Genomic DNA, 24750 nt, shown 5'->3' with positions numbered 1-24750 from the left:
CCCTCACTTCGACAACTCCGGGGAAACCGGGTCGAGTTCGACGTGGGCCCGCCCGATGGGCACGATGAGGGGCCGGTCCCCCACGGGGTCGTCGATCACCTTGGCGCGCAGCCCGAAGGCCTCGTGCAGCAGTTCGGCGGTGATGACCTCCCTCGGATGTCCCTGGGCCAGGATGGCCCCGTCCCGCATCACGACGAGGTTGTCGCTGTAGCGGGTGGCGAGGTTGAGGTCGTGCAGCACCATGACGACCGTGCACCCGGACTCGTGCAGGTCGTCCACCAGGTCGAGCACGTCGATCGCGTGCGCCAGGTCCAGGTAGGTGGTCGGCTCGTCGAGGAGCAGCAGATCGGTGCCCTGGGCCAGGGTCATGGAGATCCAGACGCGCTGACGCTGCCCGCCGGAGAGCGAGTCGACCGGACGGTCCGCGAGGTCGGACACCCCGGTCATGGCCAGTGCGCGGCCCACCACGGCCGCGTCGTCCGACGACCACTGCCTGAGCCAGCTCTGGTGCGGGTGGCGGCCCCTGGCGACCAGGTCGGACACCGTCAGTCCCTCTGGCGCGACCGGTGCCTGCGGCAGGAGTCCGAGCTTCTTGGCGACGTCCCGGGTCCTGAGCCCCGCGATGTCCTCGCCGTCCAGCACGACCGTGCCGCTGGTCGGCTTCAGCAGCCGGGACAGGGTCCGCAACAGGGTCGACTTTCCGCAGCCGTTGGGGCCGATGATGGTGGTGATCACCCCGGGCGGGATCGCCACGTCGAGCCCGTCGATGACCGGCCGGGCCCCGTACCCGACCGCCACCGACCTGGCGGCCAGCCGCGTGGCGCCGCCGACTGCCGGCCCGGCCCCGGTGATGGACTCAACGGCCACGAGGCCCCCCTCCATTAGGCACGCCTTACTTTGTACCAGCTATCGGCGGTTCGCCCGCACCAGCAGGTAGACGAGGAAGGGCCCGCCGATCGCCGCGGTGACCACGCCGACGGGCAGGGAGACCGGCAGTGCCGTCCGGGCGACCAGGTCCGATCCGGTCAGCAGCAGGGCGCCCACCATGCCGGAGGCCGCCAGCGGCGGCGTCGGGCACCTCGCCAGCCGCATCGCCACCTGGGGCGCCACCAGGGCCACGAACGGCACCGGGCCGGCCGCGCTCACGGCCACGCCGGCCAGCAGCACGGCGCACAGCAGCAGGACCGCGCGCACCGCCCCGTAGCGGACGCCGAGACCCGCGGCGATCTCGTCACCGAAGTGCATCGGCTTGAACTGGAAGGCGGCGCACGACACCACGGCCAGGAGTGCGAGCGTGCACCAGAGCGCCATCCGCACCTCGTCCCAGGACCGGTTGTCCAGCGAACCCACCAGCCACGCCTGGGCCCGGGCGACGTCTCTGATGTCCGCGGTGGCCAGCAGCCAGGTCGTGATCGCCTGCATGACGGCGGTCACCGAGATGCCGATGAGGATCAGCCGGAAGCCGTCGATCCCGCGGCGCCAGGCCAGGAAGTAGACCAGCAGGCCGGTCCCGAGCCCGCCCGCGAGCGCCGCCGCCGACAGGCCCACGGAGTCGACGACGGCCGTCGCGGCGCCGCCCGACACCGTCACCAGGAACACCGCCACCGCGCCCGCGCCGCTGGTGATGCCGAGGACGTCGGGGCTGGCCAGCGGATTGCGCGCGATGGACTGGGTGAGCGCGCCGGACACTCCGAGCGCGATGCCCACCACGAGCCCGGCCAGCGCGCGGGGCATCCGCAGGTCCAGGATGACGAACTCGTCGACCTGCTCGCCCCGGCCGACGATCGTGGTGAGGACCCGGGGCAGCCCGATGGGGAAGTCCCCGACGCCGATGGACAGGCAGCACACCAGGAAGGCCGCCGCCGCCAGCAGCATGGTGACACCCGCGGTCCAGGGCCGCCACACGAACGACACACCGCCGAGCCGCACTCCCGGCGCCAGCGACGCGCTCACGTCCGCCCCACCCGGCCGCACGTCCGTCCCGTCTGCCTTCACGTCCGCCCCGCTCACGTGTTCTTGAACTTTCCGCGCCACACCAGTACGGCGAAGAACGGCGCCCCCAGCAGCGAGACGACGACCCCGGCGTCCAGCTCCCCCGGCCGCACCACCACACGCCCCACGATGTCGCAGACCAGCAGCACCACCGCGCCGAGCAGACCGGCGTACGGCACCAGCCAGCGGTAGTCCGGGCCGGTGAGGTACCGCGCGACATGGGCCACCATGAGCCCGAGGAAGGCGATGGGACCGCAGGCCGCGGTGGCCGCGCCCGCCAGCAGGGTGATGGCGACGATGCCGGCCGTCCGGCTCCGCGCGACGTTCACCCCGAGCCCGCGTGCCACGTCCTCACCGAGGTTGAGGAGGTTGACGGCGGGCAGCGTGGTGAGCGCGAGCAGCAGCCCGGCGGCGATGAACGCGGACACCGGCCCGATGACGTCGAACCCGACGCCGGCCAGCGAGCCCGCGTTCCAGAACCGCAGCGCGTTCAGCGAGGCCTGGTCCGTCAGTGAGACCGCCGTGGTCATCGCCGCGAGGAAGACCGCGATCCCCTGGCCGGCCAGGGCGAGTGTCAGCGGGTTGCCCGCCCCCCGGCCGATGCTCGACAGCCCGAACACCACGGCACCGGCGAATCCAGCGCCGAGGAACGCGAGCCAGACGTACAGAAACGGGTCGGTCAGGCCGAGCAGGGCGATCGCCGAGACCACGGCGAACGAGGCGCCGGCGTTGATCCCCAGCAGCCCGGTGTCGGCGATGGGGTTGCGGGTGTACCCCTGGATCAGCGCCCCGGCGGCCCCGAGGGCGATGCCCGCCACGACCGCGAGGACCGTGCGGGGCACCCGCACGGTCCGCACGATGAGCCTGATCTCGGTGAGCCGCTGGTCGGCCTCGGGTGCGGCCGTCAGTCCGTGCCAGACCTCGGCGGGGGTCAACGCCCGGGCGCCGACGGCCAGCGAGGCCGCCGCCGCGAGCACGAGCAGCACGGCGAGTACGCCCAAACCGGCGACCCGTCTGCGACGGGCCTCCGTCGTGCCCCCGGGCGCGGGGCGCTGGGCCGCAGTCGTGGTCATGGCGACGTACACTAGCGCGCGCCGCCGCCGGCTCCGTCGGCGATGCTCCGGGCCTCGTCGGAGGCGGACTTCAGGTTCCGGTCGACCAGGGACTCCAGGATCTCGCCCACCCTGATCGCGGTGTTGGAGAGCAGCGACGACGTGATGCCGTGCGTGTGCTCCGTACCGCCCTGGAGGTAGATGCCGCAGCGCAGTGCCGGGTCGGTGGCGACGCGGTAGTCGCGCTCGACGCGCACCAGGCCCTCGTCGTCGCGCAGGCAGCGGTCCGCGACCTCGCCGAGCAGCCCGAGGGGGTCGGCCGGGCGGTAGCCGGTGGCGAAGACCACGACGTCCGCGTCGAGGAGCGTCTCCTCGCCGGTGACCAGGGAGGTCACGGTGGCACGGACCCGGTCCGAGGTCTCCTCGACGTCGGTGAGCCGGGAGACGTTGAGGAAGCGCAGCCGCTCGGTGCCGAGGACCTTCTCCCGGTACATCTGCCGGTACAGGTCGTCGATCAGGTCGATGTCCACCACGGAGTAGTTGGTGTTGCCGTGGTAGTCCATCAGCCGGCGTTTGACGCTGCCGGGCGCGGCGAAGTAGTCGTCAACGGCGGCCGGGTCGAAGATCCGGTTGGCGAAGCCGCTGTCGTCGGCGGGACTGTAGCCGTAGCGGGCGAAGACCGCGCACACCTCGGCCCCGGGGAAGCGACGGTGCAGGTAGGCGACGTTCTCGGCGGCGCTCTGCCCGGCGCCGACGACCACGAACCGGGCGGGTGCGGTGCCCTCCAACGTGTCGACCCGCGCCAGCAGTTCGGAGGTGTGCCAGACCCGGTCGCCGCGCTCGACGCCCTCCGGCATCAGGGGGCGCAGGCCGGTGCCGACGACGAGGTTGCGCGCCCGGCGCACCTCCAGCCCCTGGCCCGAACGGACCGTCACCTCGAGGTGGTCGACGGCTCCGTCGCGCTCCACGGGTGCGACGCCGACCACCTCGTGGCCGTAGGAGACCTGGTCGTCGACCTTGGCGGCGGCCCACTCGAAGTAGTCGTGGAACTCCACGCGCAGCGGGAAGAGGTTCTTGTGGTTGATGAAGTCGATCAGCCGGCCCTTGCTCTGCAGGTAGCAGAGGAAGCTGAACTCGCTGGCCGGGTTCCGCAGTGTCACCAGGTCCTTGAGGAAAGACACCTGCATCGTCGCGTCGTCGATCAGCATGCCGCGGTGCCAGCCGAAGCGGGGCTGCTGCTCGAAGAAGCGGGCGCTGACCGTCTCCTGACTGCCGGCCTGTGCGTTGTGCTCGCGGATCGCGATCGCCATGGCGACATTGGACGGGCCGAAGCCGATGCCAATGAGGTCGTGGACCAGCGTTGCGTCATCAGGAAGAACCTGTGACATGTCACTCCCATCGTGCGGGACGGTCGCCTGTGAGGCCTGGAGTGCCGGAATGGGACGTGCCGACGGAGCCGCCCGCCGGAAACTTAGGTGAGCCTAAGCTAAGGCTTTGCGGCTGTCGATAGGGCGAACCGGAGTGCCCGGCGTCCCGGTACTGATCAGCAACCATCCCGAGGACGACGAGTAGTCCGCGCGCCTCAAGGACGCGGAGTCGGACCGGCCGCAGTCACGGCCCGGCCGTCACGCGGGGACCGGCCGCGCATGACGGACGGGGCCCGACCGTGCTGCCACGGTCGGGCCCCGCCACGTACGGCCGGTGGCGGCCTCAGCCGCTCTTGCGCCGGAACGACCGCTGGCCGGCGGCCGGACCGTGGGTGCCGCGGATCTTCGCCACCTCGGTGTTCGCGGCGAGGGCCGCGGCCTCCGCCTGTTTGCCGCGCTTGCGCTCCAGGGCCTCGCGGAACTTGCCCTTCAGGTCGTACTGACCGTCCTCGTCGGGCGTGAGGGCGGGGCGCTCGTCCTCCGCCGGTTCCGAACCTGCCTGCGATGAAGACTCTTCAGCCATGACGACCTCCTGGGCTCGGACAATCAGGAGCACAGCTTGTCACGGCCGGCGACCCGGAACCACCGAAAATGTCCCCGGCCCGGCCGGCAGGGTCACCGTGTACTGACTCAGGTACGTGTCCAGGTACGGCGACCGGTCACCGGGGGTGGCGACGTCGTCGGCCGGGTCGTCGAGGGCGAGCCGCAGCCTGGCGTCACTGACCCGGATCGTCTCGCCGGAGGGAGTGTCCCGCCAGGACCCGGTCTGGATCGACCCGATCTCCACGGCCAGCACGTGTCCCGCGGCCAGGGTCCAGTCGGTGGCCTTCAGGTCGACGGTCAGCCGGCCGGAGTCCACCAGGGAGACCTGTTCGTCGAACATGACGGCGGTGCCGTCCGGGGCGACGTCGTGCAGCTTGACCATGACGTTGCCCTCGCCCTTCGCCTTCAGGGACAGCCGAGGCGTGCCGGTGACCCGTACGGGCCTGTTCAGCGGCTCGGACCACACGAAGAAGCTGGAGGCGACCTCACCGTCCCGCTGACGCTCCGCCAGCTCCGCGGCCAGCCCTTCGGGGGCCGGGTGCTCGGTCGCGGGGGCGTTCTCCATGTCCCACCGGCCGGTCGGCTGCGGCGGTGCCGCGGGCGTCGGCCCGCCCGGTGCGGCCAGCGCCGCGCGGGCGGACGCCCCGCCGTCGTCGACGTAGGAGCCGTCGCCGAGCGGAAGGTTCACCGAGCGCTCCGTGACGGGCCAGGTGCGCTGGGCGCGCCATGCGCCGGTGGAGTCCTCGACGGCGTAGGCCGGGTAACGCACCGACGGCCGCACGCCCTTGAGGTACTGGTCGTAGAACGACAGGGTCTCGTCGTACCAGCCCTCGCGGCCCATCGCCAGGCGGCCGTCAGGGGTGCGGTCCCCGCCGCGCACGTGGTCCCACTGGCCGACCCAGCCGCGCTCGGGGCCCCTGTGGTTGTCGAGATACTCCTCCATCTCCTCGGGCTTGGTGTTGTTCTCGATGAAGCCCTGCGTGACGAACAGCGGGGTGTCGCTGCCCTTCGCCATCCTCGCCAGGTCACGGGAGGTCCAGTGCTCGTCCCGCTGGTCGGATATCCGGTAGCCGGCCGAGTTCTCGGTCAGGCACTCCGGATGGGTCTGCTCGTGCAGCGCGGCCGCCCGGTAGCGCGGGTCGTCGTCCGGCATGGGCGCCATGGTGGCGATGGAGTTGTAGGCGTTCGCCGTTCCGGTCACGTTCGGGCGGGGCACACCGTTGGAGTAGATGTACTGGTACATGTCCCACAGCGGCTCCTGGGCGACGACGGCCTTGAGCGCGCGCTGGTCCAGGTTGTTGCCGATGAGGCCGGTGACCGCGTCGTACGACTTGCCGTACATGCCCACCGCGCCGGTGGACCACGGCTGCCGGGACGCCCAGTCGATCGCCGCCCGGACGTCCGCCTGTTCGCCGGGGCCGCCCCAGTCGAGGCAGCCGGTGGAGCCGCCGAAGCCGCGCAGGTCCACCATGACGAACGCGTAGCCCTGGTCGAACAGGTCGGTGCCCTCGATGAAGTCCTGGAAGCGGGCGGACGGGCCGGTGTGGGTCCAGCCCTCCGGCCCGGTCTGGCCCGCGTGGGCGAAGTACGGGCCGACGGACAGGATCACCGGCACCTTCTCACGGCGCGTCAGCCCCTCGGGCAGCAGGACGTCGGCGTGGAGCCGGGTGCCGGAGCGGTCGGCGGACGGGAAGTAGTGCTGGGTCCAGACCGAGCCCTCCGGGACGCGGTCGTTCTCCTCGTGCGTGACGGGGCCGGCCGTGGTGGCGGCCGGTCGGGCCTCCCCCTGGTCCGCGGCGACGGCGGGGCCGGCGAGACCGGCGGTCAGGGCGAGGGCGGCGACCAGTGCCGAGGCGCTTCGGACGGCGGCGCGACGTGCTCTCACATGCTCCTCCTTGGACGGTGGGTGCAGGTGGTGCAGGTGGTTCAGGTGGTACCGACGGTGCAGGCTGCTGTGCAGGTCTAGCAGTGCAGCCCTCGTACGTCGATGGGGCGCCCAACTCCGGTCCTGCCGTGGGCAGATCCCGTCCGCCACGCCCACGCTCCCGGTGCACATGGGGAGATGGCGACGAACCCGGCGATACTCCCGTCTCGGCCTGGGGCATTCCATCCGGCCGGCCTGCCTGCCGGGGAGACCGGCGGGCCGCGGCAGCGTGCGAACCACTGCGGCGAGAACCCCCTGCCGACCGGCCGACCGACCCTGGTGCAGGACGTGGAGCCGGCCACCGTCCACGACTGCTCGGTCCGGGAACTCTCGCGCCCGTCCTGAATCGCCCGCACCGCGAACCCTGCCTAAGGTTGGGGACGCCGGCCGAACCGGAGTTCTTGCCAATCGCGATCGCGGGAGAGTGGGGCGACATGGCGCGCGGTGTCGAATCGATCCGGCGGACCGCTCTCGGTACCGTCGGCGCCGTTCTGCTGGTGATCGGCGTCGCCCTCCTGGTGCTGCCCGGCCCGGGCCTGCTGCTCGTCTTCGCGGGGGTCGTGCTGCTCTCACGCGCGATCCCGGCCCTGGACCGGTTCGTCGCCCCCGCCCGGACGCGCGCGATGCGCGCCGCCGAAGAGAGCGTCTCCTCCCGCTGGCGGATCGCCGGGGCGGTGCTCGTGGGTCAGTTCCTCCTGGCCGCCGGCGTGGTGTGGGGCCTCTTCCCCGAGCTGCCGTTCTCCGGGTGGGCCACCGGGGCGAGCCTGATCATCTCCGGCTGCGTCCTCTTCGCCCTGCTCGTGTGGAGTCACCGCCGCGTTCAGGCGCAGCGCCGGGAGGCTCCGGAGCCTCCCGTGGACGGCGCGCGTTGACCAAACGGGACAGCGTTCCGTATATTAAACGGGACAGCGTTTCGCTTCCTGCTGCGCGAAGGACACCTCACCGTGCACACCACGCTTCCCACCCCCGTGCTCTCCGTCGCCCCGGTCACGCTGCCCGCCCCCGGCCGGGCCGTGGACCTCCAGGTCCGGGTCTCCGCGCCCGTCACCGGCAGCGGGCTGCCGGTCGTGCTCCTCTCGCACGGACAGGGCCCCTCGAACCACCTCTCCTCCCTCAACGGCTACGCACCCCTCGCCCACTACTGGGCGGCACACGGCTTCGTCGTGATCCAGCCGACCCACCTCAGCTCCAGGAGCCTCGGCCTGGACCCCGGCACCCCCGGCGCACCCCTGTTCTGGCGCTCCCGCGCCGAGGACATGACGCAGATCCTCGACCGGTTCGACGTCCTGGAGGAGGCGGTCCCCCAGCTCTCCGGCCGGCTGGACCGTGACCGGGTCGCCGTGGCCGGGCACTCGATGGGCGGGCACACCGCGAGCCTGCTCCTTGGCGCCCGGCTCACCGATCCGGACGACGGCACGGAGGTGAACCTGACCGAGCCCCGCATCAAGGCGGGCGTCCTGCTGGCCGCGCCCGGCCGGGGCGGCGACGCCCTCAGCGGGTGGGCGGCGGAGAACCTGCCGTTCCTGCGGACCATGGACTTCTCCACGATGACGGCGCCCGCGCTCGTCGTCGCCGGCGACAAGGACGACTCGGCCCACCTGACGGTCGCCGGGCCCGGGTGGCACGCCGACCCCTACTCCCTCGCCCCGGGCCCCAAGTCCCTGCTCACCCTCTTCGACGCGGAGCACGGGCTGGGCGGGATCGCCGGGTACGACGTCGCCGAGACCACCGACGAGAACCCCGGGCGGGTGGCCGCGGTGCAGCGGCTCACCAGGGCCTACCTGCGCGGCGCGCTGTACGCGGGGGACACGGCCTGGCGGGCGGCGGGCGAGGAGCTGACGGCCGGACCGAACGTGTCCGCGCGCATCGAGTCCAAGTAGCTCCCCAACCACTCGGCGGGGCAGCGCACTTCGAGCGCCGCGAACTTTGAACACATCGATGACAAAGTATGGACATGCCAAGCGGAAGTCTCCTACCTTTGCGGCGGAACCACCGTCCTGCCGCTCATGACCGGAGCGATTTCCGGCACGGTCCGGTCCCCACCCACTGGAGGACCAATGCCCCCACGGCTGTTCTCGCGCGCCCGAAGACACCTCATCCTCCTGCTGGCGTCAGCAGTGTCCGTCGGCGGCGTCCTGGCGGCCCCGGCCTCCTCCGCGGCCCCGGCGGACATCCCGCCGCAGGAACCCGGCGTCACCATGCGGGTCTTCGACGTCCAGACGCCCCTGAACGAGCTGTGCACCCTCAAACCGGGCCAGACCCCCAACCACGACAAGCTGATGCCGACGGTCGACTGGTCCAGCACGGCCGACTTCGGCGGCATCGCCGACAACTTCGTGACGGAGGCGTCCGGTTACCTGGTCGCTCCGCGCGACGGCACCTACGCGTTCCGGCTCGTCAGCGACGACGGCTCCCGGCTGACGCTGGACGGCGCCACGGTGATCGACCACGACGGCCTGCACGGCGCCGAGCCGAAGGACGGCACGGTCGAACTCACCGCCGGCGCGCACCCGCTGCGCGTCGAGCACTTCGACCGCGGCGGCGGCCAGCAGCTGCAGCTGTCCTGGATGCCGCCGGGCGAGAGCGGCTTCAGCGTCGTACCGCAGGAGGCGCTGAGCACCGACGCCGGGGTCGTCCGGGTGACGGCGCCGGGCCGCAAGGAGTGCGAGGCGGGCACCGACACCCCCGGCGACGGTCTGCCGCTGAACTCGGTACGCCCCGACCTCACCCTCACCGACCTGCGCCCCGAAGGCTTCGAGCCGCAGGTCACCGGCATGGACTGGCTGCCCGACGGACGTCTCGCGATCAGCACCTGGGGCGGCACCGACAACGTTGCCGGGGAGGTGTATCTCCTCGACAACGTCACCGGCGCGACCAGCCGTGACAAGGTCACCGTCAAGAAGGTGGCCGAGGGGCTGCGCGAGCCGATGGGCATCAAGTACGTCGACGGCGCGCTGTACGTGTCGCAGAAGCACGAACTCACCCGGCTGGTCGACGAGGACGGCGACGAGGTGACCGACGAGTACCGCACGGTCGCCACCTGGCCGTACGGAGGCAACTTCCACGAGTTCGCCTTCGGGCTGCTCTACCGCGACGGGTACTTCTACGTGAACCTCTCCGTCGCCATCGACCTCGGCGGCGCGACCACCACCCCGCAGCCCGCCCCGGGGCGCGGGACGACGTACAAGATCAACAAGAGGACCGGGAAGATCAGCCCGGTCGCGGGCGGGCTGCGCACGCCCAACGGCATCGGCTGGGGCCCCGGCGGCGACCTCTTCGCCACTGACAACCAGGGCGGATGGCTGCCGTCCTCGAAGCTCGTCCACGTCAAGCAGGACCGCTTCTTCAACCACTACACCGAGCCCGCGGGCCCCTTCGAGAAGTCGCCGGTCACCGAGCCGGTGCTGTGGCTGCCGCAGAACGAGATCGGCAACTCGCCCTCCACGCCGCTGTACGTGAGCAAGGGCACCTTCGCCGGCCAGATGCTGATCGGCGACGTCACCTACGGCGGCCTCCAGCGCGCCTACCTGGAGAAGGTGAGGGGCCAGTACCAGGGCGCCGTCTTCCGCTATACCCAGGGCCTGGAGGCCGGGGTCAACCGGATCTCCGTCGGCCCCGACGGCGCGGTCTACGCCGGCGGTCTCGGCGCGGACGGCAACTGGGGGCAGGAGGGCAAGCTGAAGTTCGGTCTGCAGAAGCTGACGCCGAACGGCGGCGACACCTTCGACATCCAGAAGATGCGGGCCGTACCGGGCGGCTTCGACCTCACGTACACCCAGCCGGTCTCCGAGGAGACCGCCGCGGAACTCGCCGACCGCTACCAGGCCGAGCAGTGGGGCTACACGCCGACCGCCGACTACGGCGGCCCGAAGATCGCCGAGGAGGTGCTGGCCGTGCGTTCGGCGACCCTCTCCGACGACGCGCGGACCGTGCGGCTGCGGCTGGACGGGCTGAAGCCGGACCGCGTGGTGCACGTGCGCTCCCCGCGGCCCTTCAGCTCGGAGTCCGGTGAGGCGCTGTGGAGCACCGAGGCCTGGTACACGCTGAACGAGATGCCCGGCAAGCAGCCCCCGCCGGCCACCCTGTACGAGGCCGAGGAGGCGCGCCTGACGGGCAGGGCCGGCATCAACACCGACCACGCCGGCTACTCCGGCAGCGGGTTCGTCGACCGCTACGCCACCGAGGGCGAGGCGGCCACGACGTTCGACGTGACCGTCCCGAAGTCGGGCACCTACGACGTGGGCCTGCGCTACTCCAACGGCCCGAACCCCTTCGAGGGCACCAAGTCGCTGTCCCTGTACGCCAACGGGAAGAAGGTGCGGCAGACGCGGCTCGCCTCCACCGGGGACTGGGACACCTGGTCCACGCGCACCGAACGGCTGAGGCTGCGCGCGGGCCACAACTCGGTGTCCTACCGGTACGACGCCGGGGACACCGGCCACGTCAACCTCGACCTGGTGACCGTGCACCCCCGGGGAGCCCGCGTCGCCCTGTTCGACGGCACCGCGGCCTCGCAGGAGCAGTGGCAGCACACGGACGGACGGCGGGTGGCCTGGCCGCTCACCGAGGAGAAGTCGATGGAGGTGTGCTGCGGCGACATCCGCACCAAGGACGCCTACCAGGACTTCAAACTGCACGTGGAGTTCCGCGTCCCCCTGCTGCCGCCCGACGTGACCGGCCAGGACCGCGGCAACAGCGGCATCTTCCTCCAGGACCGCTACGAGCTGCAGATCCTCGACTCCTACGGTGACACCACCCTGGACACCAACGAGGCAGGTGCGATCTATCTGAAGAAGGCGCCGGACACCAACGCGGCCGCGGCCCCGGAGACCTGGCAGACGTACGACGTCGTCTTCCGTGCCGCCCGCTTCGACGAGAGCGGCCGCAAGACCGCCGACGCGCGGGTGACGGTGGTCTGGAACGGCGAGAAGGTCCACGACGACATCGTTCTCGACGGGCCCACCGCCTCCGGCCGGGCCGAGACACCGGCGGCCGGGGCGATCCGGCTGCAGGACCACGGGAACAAGGTCCGCTTCCGGAACATCCGGGTGGAACCGCTCACCTGACCGGCGAGCGCGCGGGGCGGCCCCTGACGGCCGCCCCGCGTCTCCCGCTCCGGGCCGGAGCGCGTCGCTCGGTAGGGTGAGTGGCCGAGGCCCTGCACATCGAACAAGGAGCGGCATGAGCGAGCCGGCGTCCATCGCCCTGCAACTGGAGATCGCCCGGGAACTGGAGGTCGCGGAGACCTTCGACGCCGACCGGGAGATCGAACGCCGGGTGGCCTTCCTGGCCGACCGGCTGACCTCCACCGGGCTGCGGTCCCTCGTGCTCGGCATCAGCGGAGGTGTCGACTCCACCACCGCGGGCCGGCTGTGCCAGCTCGCCGTGGAGCGGGCCCGGGCCGCGGGTCACGAGGCCCGCTTCTACGCGATGCGGCTGCCGCACGGCGTCCAGGCCGACGAGCACCACGCCCAGCTCGCGCTCTCCTTCATCCAGGCCGACCAGGTGCTGACCGTCGACGTCCGGCCCGCGAGCGACGCCGCGCTGGACGCGCTGCTCGCCGCCGACGTGGCGTTCCGCGACGACCACCACCAGGACTTCGTGCACGGGAACATCAAGGCCCGGCAGCGCATGATCGCCCAGTACGCGGTGGCCGGGGCGCACCAGGGCCTCGTCGTCGGCACCGACCACGCGGCCGAGGCGGTCTCCGGCTTCTTCACCAAGTTCGGCGACGGCGCCGCCGACCTGGTGCCGCTGACCGGTCTCACCAAGCGCCGTGTGCGTGCCCTGGCGGGCCGGCTGGGGGCGCCCGCCGAGCTGGTGGGCAAGGTGCCGACGGCCGACCTGGAATCCCTCGACCCCGGCAAGGCCGACGAGGACGCCCTCGGCGTCACCTACGACGAGATCGACGACTTCCTGGAGGGCAAGCCGGTCAAGGACGAGACCTTCCAGAAGATCGTCGACCGGTACCGGCAGACGGACCACAAGCGGCGGCTGCCGATCGCGCCCTGAGGGCGCCCCGCTCGCGGACCGGGCCGGAAACGCCCCCTTTCGGCCCCCGTCTTTCGGCCCCCGTCGCCGCCTGCGCCGATCACTCGGACAGAGCACTGCGGGTGGTCCAGCTGATTCTGTGCACCCCGGCGCTCGACGCCGTCCACCCGCAGGCGCGAGAGGAAACGCACGGCACGCCCGTGCGAGGTGACCGGTCGTCACTCTTGTCCTTTATGTGCGGTTTGCCGGAAGCGACCTTAGTCTGTCCGAGGAAAGGCTCGAACAGTCGACAGCCGGTCACGCCGGCGGAAGGCGAGCTTCCATGGCTGAGCGGCTCAAAAGATCCGGACTGATCGGCGAACTGTCGGCCGAATTCGCCGGCACCATGGTCCTCATCCTCTTCGGCTGCGGCGTAGTGGCCCAGGTCGTGGCGGGCGGGGCGCTCACGGACCCCGCGGGCGGCCTCGGGGACCACGACAGCATCAGCTGGGCGTGGGGTCTCGGTGTCACCCTGGGCGTCTACGTGGCGGCACGGCTGAGCGGTGCCCACATCAACCCCGCGGTGACCCTCGCCCTCGCCGCGTTCAAGGGCTTCCCCTGGCGCAAGGTGCTCCCCTACGCGCTGGCCCAGACGGCGGGCGCCTTCGTGGCCGCCCTCATCGTCCGCTGGAACTACAGCGAAGCCCTGGCGAAGGCGGACCCCGGCCACACCATCAAGACGCAGACGGTGTTCTCCACGCTGCCCGCCAACGGCAACCCGGCGCTCCCGGTGCACGAGTGGGGCGCGTTCCGCGACCAGGTCATCGGCACCGCCATCCTGCTCCTGCTGGTCATGGCCGTCACGGACATGATGAACACCCCGCCGGGCGCGAACCTGGGCGCCTTCATCATCGGCCTGATCGTGGTCGCGATCGGCATGGCCTGGGGCACCAACGCCGGCTACGCCATCAACCCGGCCCGTGACTTCGGTCCCCGGCTGGCCAGCTTCCTCACCGGGTACGGGGGCGCGTGGCGAGATCAGTACGGAAATCTCTACTTCTGGGTGCCGATCCTCGGTCCGCTGATCGGAGGCGTGCTCGGCGCCGGTCTGTACAAGGTGTTCGTCGGCCGGTTCCTGCCGACCGCCGAGCCCGAACCGCCGGGGCGTGTCCCGGCATCAGAAGGCTGACACCGGCCGGAGAGGCGGCACAACCATGGCGGACTTCATCGGCGCGGTGGACCAGGGGACCACCAGCACGCGATTCATGATCTTCGACCACGGCGGCAACGAGGTCGCGAAGCACCAGCTGGAGCACGAGCAGATCCTGCCGCGCTCCGGGTGGGTGGAGCACGACCCGGTGGAGATCTGGGAGCGCACCAACTCGGTGATGCAGAACGCGCTGCGCAACGGCGGCCTGTCGGGCAGCGACCTGGCGGCCATCGGCATCACCAACCAGCGCGAGACGACGGTGGTCTGGGACCCGCGCACCGGCCGCCCCTACTACAACGCCATCGTGTGGCAGGACACCCGCACCGACGCCATCGCGGCGAACCTGGAGCGCTCGGGCCGGGGCGACGTCATCCGCCGCAAGGCCGGACTGCCCCCGGCGACGTACTTCTCCGGCGGGAAGATCCAGTGGATCCTGGAGAACGTCGACGGCGTCCGCGAGGCGGCCGAACAGGGGCACGCCGTGTTCGGCAACACGGACTGCTGGGTGCTGTGGAACCTGACCGGCGGTCCCGACGGCGGCATCCACGCCACCGACGTGACCAACGCGAGCCGCACCATGCTGATGAACCTGGAGACGCTCGACTGGGACGACGAGCTGCTGGGCTTCTTCGGCATCCCGCGGAGCATGCTGCCCACCATCAACCCCTCCTCGCACCGGGAGGCGTACGGCACCACCCGGACCTCCCGGCCGCTGCGCGCCGCCGTTCCCATCACCGGCGTCCTCGGGGACCAGCACGCGGCGACCGTCGGGCAGGTCTGCTTCTCGCCCGGCGAGGCCAAGAACACCTACGGCACCGGTAACTTCCTGGTCCTCAACACCGGTACGGAGCTGGTCCGTTCGGAGCACGGCCTGCTCACCACGGTGGCCTACCAGTTCGGCGACAGCCCGGCGGTCTACGCGCTGGAGGGCTCCATCGCGGTGACGGGTTCGGCGGTGCAGTGGCTGCGCGACCAGATGAAGATCATCAAGACCGCGGCCGAGAGCGAGGAACTGGCCCGTACCGTCGAGGACAACGGCGGCATGTACTTCGTCCCCGCCTTCTCCGGACTGTTCGCCCCGTACTGGCGCTCCGACGCCCGGGGCGCGATCGTCGGGCTCGCCCGGTACAACGACAACGCGCACCTGGCGCGGGCGACGCTGGAGGCCATCTGCTACCAGAGCCGCGACGTCGTCGTGGCAATGGAGCAGGACTCCGGCGTCCACCTGGACGTGCTCAGGGTCGACGGCGGGGTGACCGCCAACGACCTCTGCATGCAGATCCAGGCCGACGTCCTCGGCGTCCCGGTCAGCCGCCCGGTCGTCGCGGAGACCACCGCGCTCGGCGCGGCCTACGCGGCGGGGCTCGCGACGGGCTTCTGGCGGGACACCGACGAACTGCGCACGCACTGGGCGGAGTCGAGGCGCTGGGAGCCCCAGTGGTCCGAGGAGCGGCGCGCGGAAGGGTACGCCGGCTGGAAGATGGCCGTGGAGCGCACCCTCGACTGGGTCAAGGTGCCCGAGAGCTGAGCACGGCGCGGGGTTCCCGCTCCGACCCTCACGCCGGGGGACGTCGGGGCTTGCCCATAGGGTGACCCCCATGTCTGCCAGATTGAGTTCCGCGAGGACCCGCGCCGCGCTGCGCACCGGCGCCCGCGTCTCTGCCGAGTTGCTGATCGTACTCGTCATGCTCGCGGTGGCCCTGTGGCTCCTCGGCCGCATGTGGTCGGTCGTGTGGCCCCTGATAGTCGGTCTGCTCCTGACCACGCTGACCTGGCCCGCGGCCCGTTTCCTGCGCCGGCACGGCTGGCGCCCCGCGCTCGCCGCGGCGACGGTCACGGTCGGGTTCCTGCTGGCCGTCCTGGGCGTCGTGGCACTGATCGCGGTGCCGATGTCGTCCCAGACCGGGGAGTTGACCGACGGTGTGGTCGAGGGCATCGAGCGGCTGCGCGAGTGGGCCGCCGGTCCGCCGCTGAACATCGGTGACGACCAGATCACGGGTGCGCTCGACTCGGCCATGGCCCGTCTCCAGGACAGCGTCGGCAGTGTGGTGACCGCCGTGACCACGGGGGTGAGCGCCGTGGTCAACGGTCTGATCACCGCGGTGCTGGGCCTCTTCCTGATGTTCTTCTTCCTCAAGGACGGACCGCGGTTCCTGCCGTGGCTCACCCGTCAGCTGCCCGGCCGGCTGGCCACCGACGTCCCGGCCGTGGCCCTGCGCGCCTGGGAGACCCTGGGTTCCTTCGTCCGCTCGCAGGCACTGGTGGGCCTGCTCGACGCGGTCTTCATCGGCCTCGGGCTGTGGATCCTGGATGTGCCCCTGGTCCTGCCGCTGGCCGTGCTGACGTTCGTGTCCGCGTTCGTGCCCATCGTGGGCGCCCTGTTCGCGGGCTTCGTCGCGGTGCTCATCGCGCTGGTGTCCAACGGGCTGACGGACGCGCTGCTCGTGCTGGCGATCATCGTCGTCGTACAGCAGTTGGAGGGCAACGTATTCCAGCCCATCATCCAGAGCCGCGGCCTCGGTCTGCACGCTGCGGTGATCCTGCTGGCGGTGACGCTGGGCGGCAGCCTGGCCGGGATCGTGGGCAGTCTGCTCGCGGTGCCGATCGCCGCGCTGATCGCGGTGGTCTGGAACTACGTGCGCGAGCAACTCGTCGAACCACCGGAGGAACCCGCCCAGGCCACGGCGGCGCCTGCCGGGGCCTGAGCGGCAGGCCGGGCGGGCGGCGGCGGGCGGCGGGCGGGAAACCGGTCGCCGCCGCGGTACGGGTGCGGTTGGCTTGCGGTCATGGATCTGTTCACCAGCTCATGGGCGGCCCTGCGCACCGCCGTCGCCGAGCTGGCCGACGAGGACTTCGCACGGCCGTCCGGCTGCACCGGCTGGCTCGTCCGAGACCTGGTCTGCCACCTGGTCATCGACGCCCAGGACGTCCTGATCACCCTGGCCACCCCGGCCTCGGCGGAGCCGACCCGGTCCGCGGCGACCTACTGGAACGTCATCGACCCCCCGACGGGTGACGACCCGTTGGACGCGCTGACCGTCCGGCTGGCCGCCGCCTACCAGGAGCCGTGGCTGCTCAAGTTCCATCTGGACGACGTGGGTTCGGCCGCCGGCCGCGCCGCCGGACTCGCGGACCCGGCCGCCCGCGTGGAGACCCAGGACCAGGTGCTCACGGCGGGCGACTACCTTTCGGCATACGTCCTGGAGTGGACGCTGCACCACCTCGACCTCGTCGCCCACCTCCCGGACGCGGCCCCGCCTCCCGCCGAGGCGCTGGCCGGGGCCCGCGCGCTGCTGGAGCGGGTCGTCGGGGAGGAGTTCCCCCGCTCGTTCGGCGACGCGGACGCGCTGCTGGTGGGCACGGGCCGGCGCGCGCCGACCGCGGCGGAGACGACGGCGCTGGGCGCACTCGCCGCGCGGCTCCCCTTCGCGCTGGGCTGAGCCGGCACCCGTACCGCGCCCATCGGCCGACCGCGGTCAACCGACCGGACGACAGGCCCGTCCTCCGCTGCCTCGACGTGCTGCGCGTGCTGCTCGCGGACCGGGGCGCGGTCAACCCCGCGGCCGGGTGCGCCGCCGGGTGGCGTGGAGGGTGCCGAGCAGGTCGAGGGCGCGGACGCTCGGGCCGCCGGGTTCGGCCTGGTAGACGACGAGTTGCTGGCCGGGCGCGTCGCGTACGTCGAATGCCTGGTAGGTGAGGGCGAGGGCGCCGACCTCGGGGTGGCGGAGGTTCTTGGCGTCCTGGGTCTTGCCGCGCACGGCGTGGGCGTTCCACAGGCGGGTGAAGTCCGCGCTGTGCTCGGAGAGGGTGCCGACCAGGCGGCGCAGCCGTGGGCTGTCCGGGTCGAACCCGGCCGCCTGGCGCAGATTGGCGACGGTGGCCTGGGCCGCCCGCTCCCAGTCCTCGTAGAAGGCCCGGCCCGCGGGGTCGAGGAACACCATGCGGGCCAGGTTGTCGGCCGGGTCGAACGGCTCGAAGAGGGCTTCGGCCAGGGCGTTGGCGGCAAGGAGGTCCAGGGTGCGGCTCAGCACGAACGCCGGGGTGTGCGGGAAGCCGTCCATCAACTGACGCAGCGCGGGGCTGACTTCCTCCGCGGCATGGGCGGAGGGCGCCTCGCCGGGTGCGCCGCCGGCGAGGCGGAAGAGGTGTGCCCGCGCGTCGGTGTCCAGGCGCAGGGCGCGGGCGAGGGCGTCGAGGACCTGGGACGAGGGGTTGCGTTCGCGGCCCTGCTCCAGGCGGGTGTAGTAGTCGCCGTTGACTCCGGCGAGGACCGCGACCTCCTCGCGGCGCAGCCCGGCGACCCTGCGGGTGCCGTGGCTGACCATGCCGACGTCCCGCGGCCGCAGTCCGGCCCGGCGTGCGCGCAGGAACTCGCCCAGGTGGTTCTCGTCCATGGCGTCCAGGCTAGGCGGCGGCCCGGGTCCCTGCCCGGGTGTGTCGCACCCAGGCAGGGACCGTCCTGGTACCTGGCCGGTGACCTGCACAGACTCGGTGGAGCAAGGCCGGAAACCGAGAGGACGCACTGTCATGACACACATCGCGAAGGTCGTACTGGTCACCGGGGCGAGCAGCGGGATCGGTGAGGCCGCGGCCCACCGTCTGGCCGCCGACGGCCACCGGGTGTTCCTGGGCGCCCGCCGCACCGACCGGCTGGAGAAGCTGGCCGGGCGGATCACGGCCGAGGGCGGCACGGCCGCCTTCCGACGGCTGGACGTCACCGACGCCGCCGACGTCCGGGCGTTCGTGTCGGCCGCCGCCGAACGCTGGGGCCGGGTGGACGTGCTGGTGAACAACGCCGGGGTGATGCCGCTCTCGCCGCTCGCGGCCCTGAGGACCGACGAGTGGGACCGGATGATCGACGTGAACGTGCGCGGGGTGCTGCACGGCGTCGCGGCCGCGCTGCCGGTCATGCGGCGGCAGGGCGGCGGACACGTCGTGAACATCGCGTCGGTCGGCGCGTACGAGGTGGTGCCCACCGCCGCCGTGTACTGCGCGACCAAGTTCGCGGTGCGGGCCCTGTCGGAGGGGCTGCGCCAGGAGTCGGACGGGAGCATCCGGGTGAGCGTCGTCTCGCCCGGCGTCACCGAGTCGGAGCTGGCCGACTCCATCTCCGACCCGCGTGCGCGGGAGGACATGAAGACCTACCGTTCGGTGGCCCTCCCCTCCTCCGCCGTCGCGGACGCGATCGCGTTCGCCGTGTCCCGGCCCGCCGGGGTCGACGTCAACGAGATCGTCGTACGCCCGGCGGGCAGCGCCCAGTAGCCGGGGCCCGGTCCCGGCGGTCAGGTCCAGGCCCGCCGCTCCGCGCCGCGGGGGTCGTCGACCGGCGTCCACTCCGCGTCGATGCGCATGGTCGTCCGGCGCCGGGTGTCGTAGGCGTCCCAGCCCGGGTCCCCGGTGCTCGCGAACCTGATCCAGGCCGCGTGCGTGCGGGCGGCGAGGTCCGCCGGTGGTGCGTCGGGGCCGAGCAGGCCACCGGGTCCGCGCAGCTCCGGCAGGCCGGTGCGGTCGAAGACGAAGGGCAGCTCCATGGTGTGGGTGGCGCCGAGCCGTCCGTCCAGGGCCTGCGAGCGCCAGGCGAACTCGTAGGCGTGGGTGGAGGAGGCCGGATGCGCGGCGTGCGCGTCGGCCAGGGCGCGGCTGCCGGCGCCGAAGAGGGCGTCGCCCATGATGGCGGAGCGGAGTTCGCCGGGGCTCGCTCCGGGGCGTGCCGTGCGGTACGTCCCGACGAGCCGCGCCGGGTCCGGGTGCGCCTGCGCGGCCGTGGCGTCGACGTCGTGGGCGTCGGAGGTGGTGTACCGGTCGACGGGGACCAGGTAGAGGTTGCCCTCCTCGGTGTTGGTTCCGATGAGCAGGTCGGTGCCCGCCCCGGCGCCCGCGGCGACGGACATCGCGGGCTGGGTGTCGAGGACCAGGCTGAAGGGGCTGAGGCCGAGCAGCGGGTCGCGGTGAGTGGGGGTCCGCAGGTCGAGGCCGGCCAGGCCGCCGACGGCGTCGACCAGGCGGTCGTCGGGGATCTGCGCGAAGGCGTCGGCCCGGGGTGCCACGCCGAGGGCGCCGGCCGCCGCCGCGGTGACGCGGGCGGCCTGCTCGGTGGTGAACGCGCCCAGGCCGCTGCCGCTCTGGACGATCGCCCGGCGCAGGAGCCCGGCGGCTCCGGGGTCGGCGAGGACGCCGCCCACGATCGTCGCCCCGGCCGACTGGCCGAAGAGGGTGACGCGGTGCGGGTCTCCGCCGAAGGCGGCGATGTTCTCCTGTACCCACCGCAGTGCGGCGACGACGTCCAGCAGGCCGCGGTTGGCGGGCGCTCCGGGCAAGTCGAGGAACCCGGCGATGCCCAGGCGGTAGTTGAGGGTGACGAGGACGACGCCGTCGCGGGCGAACGCGGACCCGTCGTACATCGGGGCCCGGGTCGATCCGGCGACGAACCCCCCGCCGTGGACGAACACCATGACGGGAAGGGCGCCACTCCTGGTCTCCGGCGTCCACACGTTGACGGTCAGATAGTCGTCGCCGGGGATCCGGCCGGGGCCGAAGTAGGCCGACATGTCGACACGGCCGAGTCTGCGCTCGGACTGCGGTGCGGTGGGCCCCGGCCGGGTGGCGTCGCGTACGCCGTCCCACCTCTCGTGCGGCCGGGGCGGTGCGAAGCGGCCGGCGCCCCGGGGCGGTGCGGCGTAGGGGATGTTCAGGAAGGCGGCGGTGCCGTCCCCGAGGGTTCCGCGTACGGCGCCCCGGGTTGTGGTCACGACGGGGTCGTGGTGGTTCACTTCGTGCCCTTCAGGTGGTCACGGCGCTGCTCGGTGTACGGGTCGAAGGGCGCCCAGCCCTTGATGGCGAACTTGTCCGCGTCGCGCGCCACTTCGGCGGCTCCGTGGCCGGCCAGGTGCGCCGGGAACAGGAGGGCGTGGTGGTCGGCGGCCCAGCCCAGGAGCCTGCGGCGGGTGGCGCGGGCGCCGGCGGGGTCCTCGCAGAAGCAGCTGTTGTGGTCCGGTTCGAGGATCTGGACCGGGGAGTGCACCAGGTCCCCGACGAAGAGCGCGCGGTCCGCCCCCGAGTCGAGGGTGAGCACGCTGGAGCCAGGGGTGTGACCGGGGGCCGGGTCCAGCCGCAGATTGCCGTCGATCCGGTGGCCGCCCTCCCACAGCACCACCTGTCCGGCCCGGTGCACCGGGGCCACGCTGTCCTCGAACACGTTCTGGTTGCCGCGGCCCAGCAGCGGACGGTGACCGTTCTCGGGGTTCCAGAACTCGAAGTCGTCGCGCGGCATCAGATAGGTGGCGTTGGGGAAAGTGGGCACCCAGTCCCGTCCGTCCAGGTGCGTGTTCCAGCCGACGTGGTCGATGTGGAGATGTGTGTTGATCACGACGTCCACGTCCTCCGGTGCGACGCCGGCCCGTGCGAGATTGGCGAGGAAATCGGTGTCGAGCCGGCTCCAGACCGGCGCGTAGGGGCGTTCCTTGTGGTTGCCCACACCGGTGTCGACGAGGATGTTCTTGCCCTCGCTGCGCAGCAGCCAGGTCTGGATCGCCGAGTTCACGATGTTGGTCCGGGAATTCAGGAAATGCGGTTCGAGCCAGTCCCGGCGGCGGTCCCACACGTCCTCCGGGACTTCGGGGAAGAACGTCTCGGGTGTCATGTCCACGGGCCCGAAGTATTCCCACACCCGGGTGACACCGACATTCCCGAGTTCGATCCGTTCCATGACGCTCCTTGGTGAGGCGAGGACATTACTGGGCCCGCCCGAGAACCTACGGACACTCCGGCGGGCGGGGTATCCGTCACCCGACTGCACCCGCGCCGGGCGGCCGACGCCGCTTGTAGCCTTGGCGGCGTGGACGAGCGCACAGGGAAGGCGGGTGCCGCCGCGGATCCGGGGCCGGACACCGGCGAGCCGGTCGTGGGCCGGGACGCGGAGTGGGCACGCCTCCTTCGTGCGCTGGACCCGGCGTCGCCCGAGCGGGTGCTGCTGCTCCTGGGCGAGGCGGGCACGGGCAGGAGCACGCTGCTGGAGTCCGTGGCGCGGCGGGCCGCGGTGAGCGGTACGCGCGTGCTGCGGGCCACCGGGAGCGGGTCGGAGTCGGACCTCGCGTTCTCCGCGCTGCACCAGCTGCTGCGGCCGGTGCGCACCGAGGCGGAGCGACTGCCGGACGGACAGCGCGCGGCGCTGGGCGACGCCCTCGGCGACGGGCGGGACGCGGCGCCGCCCGACCTCATGCTCGTCGGCGTGGCCGTCCTGAACCTGCTCTCCGCGCTGGGCGGGCGCTCCCCCGTGCTGGTGCTCCTCGACGACGCGCCGCTGTTCGACCGCACCTCCCTCACCGTGCTGTCCTTCGTCGCCCGGCGGCTGGCGGGCGAGCCGGTGACGATGCTGGTCGGTGCCCGTACGGGCGGGCGCCTCCCGGGCTTCGACGGGCACGCGCCGGCCCTCGTCCTCGGACCGCTGGACGACGCCTCGGCCCACCGTCTGCTGGACCTCCAGCCGCAGAGTCCCGTGGGCCGGACCCGGGCGCGGATCCTCGACCAGGCCGTCGGCAACCCGCTGGCGCTGGTGGAACTGGCGAGGTCCGCCCGGGACCCGGGCCGGGAGCCGACGCCCGCCGGACCGCTGCCGCTCACCGACCACCTGGAGCGGGTCTTCGCCAACCGTCTCGACGGCCTCCCCTCCCCCACCGCACGGGCCCTGCTGCTCCTGGCCGCCATGGACACCGGCGACTCGGCGCTCGCCGTACCGGCCGGGCTGCCCGGTGCCGGGGACGACGCGTGGCTGCCCGCCGAGGCGGCCGGGCTGATCGGGCGGACCGGCTCCGGTGTCCGGTTCCGCCACCCGCTGGTGCGGTCCGCGGTGTATCACGCGGCGTCCTCCGAGGCCCGCCGTGCGGCGCACCTGGCGCTGGCCGGCCTGCTGCGTGCCGAGCCGGACCGGCGCGCCTGGCACCGTGCCGCCGCCGCCCCGCACGCGGACGCCGACGTGTCGGCGGACCTGGTGCGCACCGCCGGGCGGGCCGGCCGCCGGGGCGGCCACGCGGCGGCGGCGAAGGCGTTGCAACGGGCCGCCGAACTCGCCCCGCGCCCCGAGGACGGCTCCCGGCTGCTGGTGGCGGCCGCGCGAGCGGCGGTGCTCACCGGGGACCTGTCCTGGGTCGAGGAACTGGTCGCGGCCGTCCGTGCGCGCACGGACGACGTGGGGCTGCGGGCCGAGGCGGCCGTGCAGGCCGGGCGGCTGGCCGTGCTGACCGCGCGTCACTCCGCGGTCTTCGCCCGGCTGACCGACACCGCCGAAGGGCTCGCCCGCTCCCGGCCCGCCGCCGCGCTGGATCTGCTGACGGACGCCGCGGTGGTCCGCTTCTATGCCGGACGCGCGGCCCAACTGCACCGGCTCGAAGAGGTGCTGGCGGGGCTGCCGGAGGACGTGCCGGATCCGTGGCCGGGCATCTGGGTCAGGGCCGTGTCCGACCCTTCCGGGAGCCGGGCGTGGCTCGTCCCCCGACTGCCCCGGCTGGCCGAGGAGTCCGCGGGCCGGCCCGAACGGCTCACCGCGGTGGGCGTCATGGCGTGGCTCATGGACGAGACACCGCTCGCCGTCCGCGCCTTCGACGAGGCCTTCGACCACTGGGAGGCGCACGGGGCGCTCCCCCACGGCATGGGCGGCGCGGCGGCCTGGGCCTACCTGGAGCAGGGGCGTTGGGAACGGGCTCGCAAGGCCTGCGCCCGCGTCACCGCGGTCGGCTCGGCGCTGGGCCTGGACCACGCCGTGGCGTGCGCGGCAGCGGTGGACGCCATGCTGCTCGCCCTCCAGGGGGACGGTGAGGCGGCCCGCGCCCGGGCGGCGGACGCGCTCGCCCTGATCGACCCCCTGGAGAGCCGCTCGGTCGCGGTCTACGCCCGGCGCGCGCTGGCGGCCGCCGCGACGGCCGACGGCGCCCACGAGACGGCGTACGACCACCTGCGCGCGGTCTTCACCGCGGACGGCTCACCCGTGCACTACCACGCCTCCTATCCGGCGCTCGCCGACCTGGCCGCGGCCGCCGTGCGCGCGGGGCGGCGCGAGGAGGCCGCCGCGATCGTCGAGCGTGCCGCGCACGCACTCGCCCAGAACGCCTCGCCCCGTCTGCGCGCCCTGATCGAGCGGGCCCGCGGTCTCCTCGCGGACCCGGAGGACGCCGAACCCCGCTTCCGGGCGGCCCTCGCCGGCCCGGACTCGGCGTACCGGCCGTTCGAGCGCGCGCAGGCCCTGCTGGACCTCGCCGAGTGGCTGCGCCGCCGGCGGAGGATCACCGAGGCGCGTGCGCCGCTCGCCGAGGCCCTGGAGACCTTCCGGCGGCTGGGCGCGCGCCCCTGGGCCGAACGGGCCCTGGCCGAGTCGCGGGCCGCCGGAATCGACGTCGCCGACGCGGACCCCGGGTCGCTGGCCGGGCTCTCTCCGCAACAGCGGCAGATCATCGGGCTCGCCGCCCGCGGGCTGACCAACCGCGAGATCGGCGAGCGGCTCTTCCTCTCCCCGCGCACGGTCGGCTCCCACCTGTACCGCAGCTTCCCCAAGCTGGGCGTCACGGCCCGCTCGCAGCTCCGCGACCTCGTGGAGCGGGCGGGCGGCGACCGGTCGTGAGGCCGCGCGACCGTGCGGGCGTC

Annotated in this window: 19 protein-coding genes; 10 read left to right on the top strand and 9 right to left on the bottom strand. The window is 72.7% G+C overall.

Annotated features, from left to right (window positions below; genetic code table 11):
• Nucleotides 1-3 precede the first annotated feature (3 nt).
• The 6 genes from ACFW01_RS13825 to ACFW01_RS13800 form a co-directional block, all read right to left on the bottom strand.
• Nucleotides 4-867 carry an ABC transporter ATP-binding protein gene (locus ACFW01_RS13825; RefSeq protein ID WP_234957857.1) on the bottom strand — a complete coding sequence of 288 codons (864 nt, stop codon included), beginning with the start codon at nt 865-867 and terminating at the stop codon, nt 4-6.
• A gap of 39 nt (nt 868-906) precedes the next feature.
• Nucleotides 907-1929, bottom strand: a complete 1023-nt coding sequence (locus ACFW01_RS13820; protein WP_384503757.1) for a FecCD family ABC transporter permease — start codon at nt 1927-1929, stop codon at nt 907-909.
• Nucleotides 1930-2006: 77 nt separating this feature from the next.
• Complete coding sequence (locus tag ACFW01_RS13815) at nt 2007-3065, bottom strand: iron ABC transporter permease (RefSeq protein WP_234957858.1); 1059 nt, start codon at nt 3063-3065, stop codon at nt 2007-2009.
• Between the two features lie 11 nt (nt 3066-3076).
• Nucleotides 3077-4432 carry a lysine N(6)-hydroxylase/L-ornithine N(5)-oxygenase family protein gene (locus ACFW01_RS13810; protein ID WP_234957859.1) on the bottom strand — a complete coding sequence of 452 codons (1356 nt, stop codon included), beginning with the start codon at nt 4430-4432 and terminating at the stop codon, nt 3077-3079.
• 322 nt (nt 4433-4754) lie between these two features.
• Nucleotides 4755-4994 (bottom strand): DUF5302 domain-containing protein, encoded by a 240-nt coding sequence (locus ACFW01_RS13805; RefSeq protein ID WP_234957860.1) that lies wholly within the window; start codon nt 4992-4994, stop codon nt 4755-4757.
• A gap of 39 nt (nt 4995-5033) precedes the next feature.
• Nucleotides 5034-6899, bottom strand: coding sequence for a CocE/NonD family hydrolase (locus ACFW01_RS13800; RefSeq protein WP_234957861.1), 1866 nt, complete (start codon nt 6897-6899; stop codon nt 5034-5036).
• A gap of 473 nt (nt 6900-7372) precedes the next feature.
• On the opposite strand from ACFW01_RS13800, the gene ACFW01_RS13795 reads away from it, so the two are divergent.
• The 8 genes from ACFW01_RS13795 to ACFW01_RS13760 all read left to right on the top strand — a co-directional run bounded on the left by ACFW01_RS13795 (nt 7373) and on the right by ACFW01_RS13760 (nt 17558).
• A complete protein-coding gene (locus ACFW01_RS13795) occupies nt 7373-7810 on the top strand; it encodes a PGPGW domain-containing protein (RefSeq protein WP_384503677.1) in 438 nt (145 codons plus the stop codon).
• Nucleotides 7811-7858: 48 nt separating this feature from the next.
• Nucleotides 7859-8818 carry an alpha/beta hydrolase family protein gene (locus ACFW01_RS13790; protein ID WP_384503755.1) on the top strand — a complete coding sequence of 320 codons (960 nt, stop codon included), beginning with the start codon at nt 7859-7861 and terminating at the stop codon, nt 8816-8818.
• Nucleotides 8819-8995: 177 nt separating this feature from the next.
• The gene (locus tag ACFW01_RS13785; RefSeq protein ID WP_234957864.1) at nt 8996-12004 is read left to right on the top strand and encodes a family 16 glycoside hydrolase; all 3009 of its coding nucleotides are present in this window, start codon (nt 8996-8998) and stop codon (nt 12002-12004) included.
• Nucleotides 12005-12119: 115 nt separating this feature from the next.
• Entirely contained in the window at nt 12120-12950 is an 831-nt protein-coding gene (nadE, locus tag ACFW01_RS13780) for an ammonia-dependent NAD(+) synthetase (RefSeq protein ID WP_234957865.1), read from the top strand.
• A gap of 301 nt (nt 12951-13251) precedes the next feature.
• Nucleotides 13252-14097 (top strand): MIP/aquaporin family protein, encoded by an 846-nt coding sequence (locus ACFW01_RS13775; protein WP_234957866.1) that lies wholly within the window; start codon nt 13252-13254, stop codon nt 14095-14097.
• A 25-nt stretch (nt 14098-14122) separates the two neighbouring features.
• Complete coding sequence (gene glpK / locus ACFW01_RS13770) at nt 14123-15646, top strand: glycerol kinase GlpK (RefSeq protein WP_234957867.1); 1524 nt, start codon at nt 14123-14125, stop codon at nt 15644-15646.
• Between the two features lie 70 nt (nt 15647-15716).
• The gene (locus ACFW01_RS13765) at nt 15717-16823 is read left to right on the top strand and encodes an AI-2E family transporter (protein ID WP_384503674.1); all 1107 of its coding nucleotides are present in this window, start codon (nt 15717-15719) and stop codon (nt 16821-16823) included.
• 81 nt (nt 16824-16904) lie between these two features.
• Entirely contained in the window at nt 16905-17558 is a 654-nt protein-coding gene (locus ACFW01_RS13760; RefSeq protein ID WP_384503672.1) for a maleylpyruvate isomerase N-terminal domain-containing protein, read from the top strand.
• A gap of 111 nt (nt 17559-17669) precedes the next feature.
• Here the strand turns inward: ACFW01_RS13760 and ACFW01_RS13755 are convergent, their stop codons facing one another.
• On the bottom strand, nt 17670-18512 hold the full coding sequence (locus ACFW01_RS13755; protein WP_384503670.1) for a helix-turn-helix domain-containing protein: 843 nt from the start codon (nt 18510-18512) through the stop codon (nt 17670-17672).
• A 133-nt stretch (nt 18513-18645) separates the two neighbouring features.
• Here ACFW01_RS13755 and ACFW01_RS13750 point away from each other — a divergent pair, with 133 nt between their 5' ends.
• Nucleotides 18646-19380, top strand: coding sequence for an SDR family oxidoreductase (locus tag ACFW01_RS13750; RefSeq protein WP_234957871.1), 735 nt, complete (start codon nt 18646-18648; stop codon nt 19378-19380).
• Between the two features lie 20 nt (nt 19381-19400).
• On the opposite strand, the gene ACFW01_RS13745 is transcribed toward ACFW01_RS13750, so the two are convergent.
• Complete coding sequence (locus tag ACFW01_RS13745) at nt 19401-20888, bottom strand: carboxylesterase/lipase family protein (protein ID WP_384503668.1); 1488 nt, start codon at nt 20886-20888, stop codon at nt 19401-19403.
• Nucleotides 20885-21823, bottom strand: a complete 939-nt coding sequence (locus ACFW01_RS13740) for an MBL fold metallo-hydrolase (protein ID WP_234957873.1) — start codon at nt 21821-21823, stop codon at nt 20885-20887. Before ACFW01_RS13740 ends, ACFW01_RS13745 begins: the two co-directional genes overlap by 4 nt.
• Before the next feature lie 129 nt (nt 21824-21952).
• Between ACFW01_RS13740 and ACFW01_RS13735 the strand changes: the two genes are divergently transcribed.
• Nucleotides 21953-24727, top strand: a complete 2775-nt coding sequence (locus tag ACFW01_RS13735; RefSeq protein ID WP_384503666.1) for an AAA family ATPase — start codon at nt 21953-21955, stop codon at nt 24725-24727.
• The last annotated feature ends 23 nt before the right edge of the window (nt 24728-24750 follow it).

Source organism: Streptomyces sp. NPDC058985 (genome assembly GCF_042740985.1).
GTDB lineage: Bacteria > Actinomycetota > Actinomycetes > Streptomycetales > Streptomycetaceae > Streptomyces.
This window is presented reverse-complemented; position numbering and strand designations above follow the sequence as displayed.

Excerpts from the sequence above, each read along its gene's own strand:
- ACFW01_RS13815 (WP_234957858.1), bottom strand. The coding sequence starts at position 3,065 with ATGACCACGACTGCGGCCCAGCGCCCCGCGCCCGGGGGCACGACGGAG.
- ACFW01_RS13810 (WP_234957859.1), bottom strand. The coding sequence starts at position 4,432 with ATGTCACAGGTTCTTCCTGATGACGCAACGCTGGTCCACGACCTCATT.
- ACFW01_RS13805 (WP_234957860.1), bottom strand. The coding sequence starts at position 4,994 with ATGGCTGAAGAGTCTTCATCGCAGGCAGGTTCGGAACCGGCGGAGGAC.
- ACFW01_RS13795 (WP_384503677.1), top strand. The coding sequence starts at position 7,373 with ATGGCGCGCGGTGTCGAATCGATCCGGCGGACCGCTCTCGGTACCGTC.
- ACFW01_RS13785 (WP_234957864.1), top strand. The coding sequence starts at position 8,996 with ATGCCCCCACGGCTGTTCTCGCGCGCCCGAAGACACCTCATCCTCCTG.
- nadE (WP_234957865.1), top strand. The coding sequence starts at position 12,120 with ATGAGCGAGCCGGCGTCCATCGCCCTGCAACTGGAGATCGCCCGGGAA.
- ACFW01_RS13775 (WP_234957866.1), top strand. The coding sequence starts at position 13,252 with ATGGCTGAGCGGCTCAAAAGATCCGGACTGATCGGCGAACTGTCGGCC.
- glpK (WP_234957867.1), top strand. The coding sequence starts at position 14,123 with ATGGCGGACTTCATCGGCGCGGTGGACCAGGGGACCACCAGCACGCGA.
- ACFW01_RS13765 (WP_384503674.1), top strand. The coding sequence starts at position 15,717 with ATGTCTGCCAGATTGAGTTCCGCGAGGACCCGCGCCGCGCTGCGCACC.
- ACFW01_RS13760 (WP_384503672.1), top strand. The coding sequence starts at position 16,905 with ATGGATCTGTTCACCAGCTCATGGGCGGCCCTGCGCACCGCCGTCGCC.
- ACFW01_RS13755 (WP_384503670.1), bottom strand. The coding sequence starts at position 18,512 with ATGGACGAGAACCACCTGGGCGAGTTCCTGCGCGCACGCCGGGCCGGA.
- ACFW01_RS13750 (WP_234957871.1), top strand. The coding sequence starts at position 18,646 with ATGACACACATCGCGAAGGTCGTACTGGTCACCGGGGCGAGCAGCGGG.
- ACFW01_RS13740 (WP_234957873.1), bottom strand. The coding sequence starts at position 21,823 with ATGGAACGGATCGAACTCGGGAATGTCGGTGTCACCCGGGTGTGGGAA.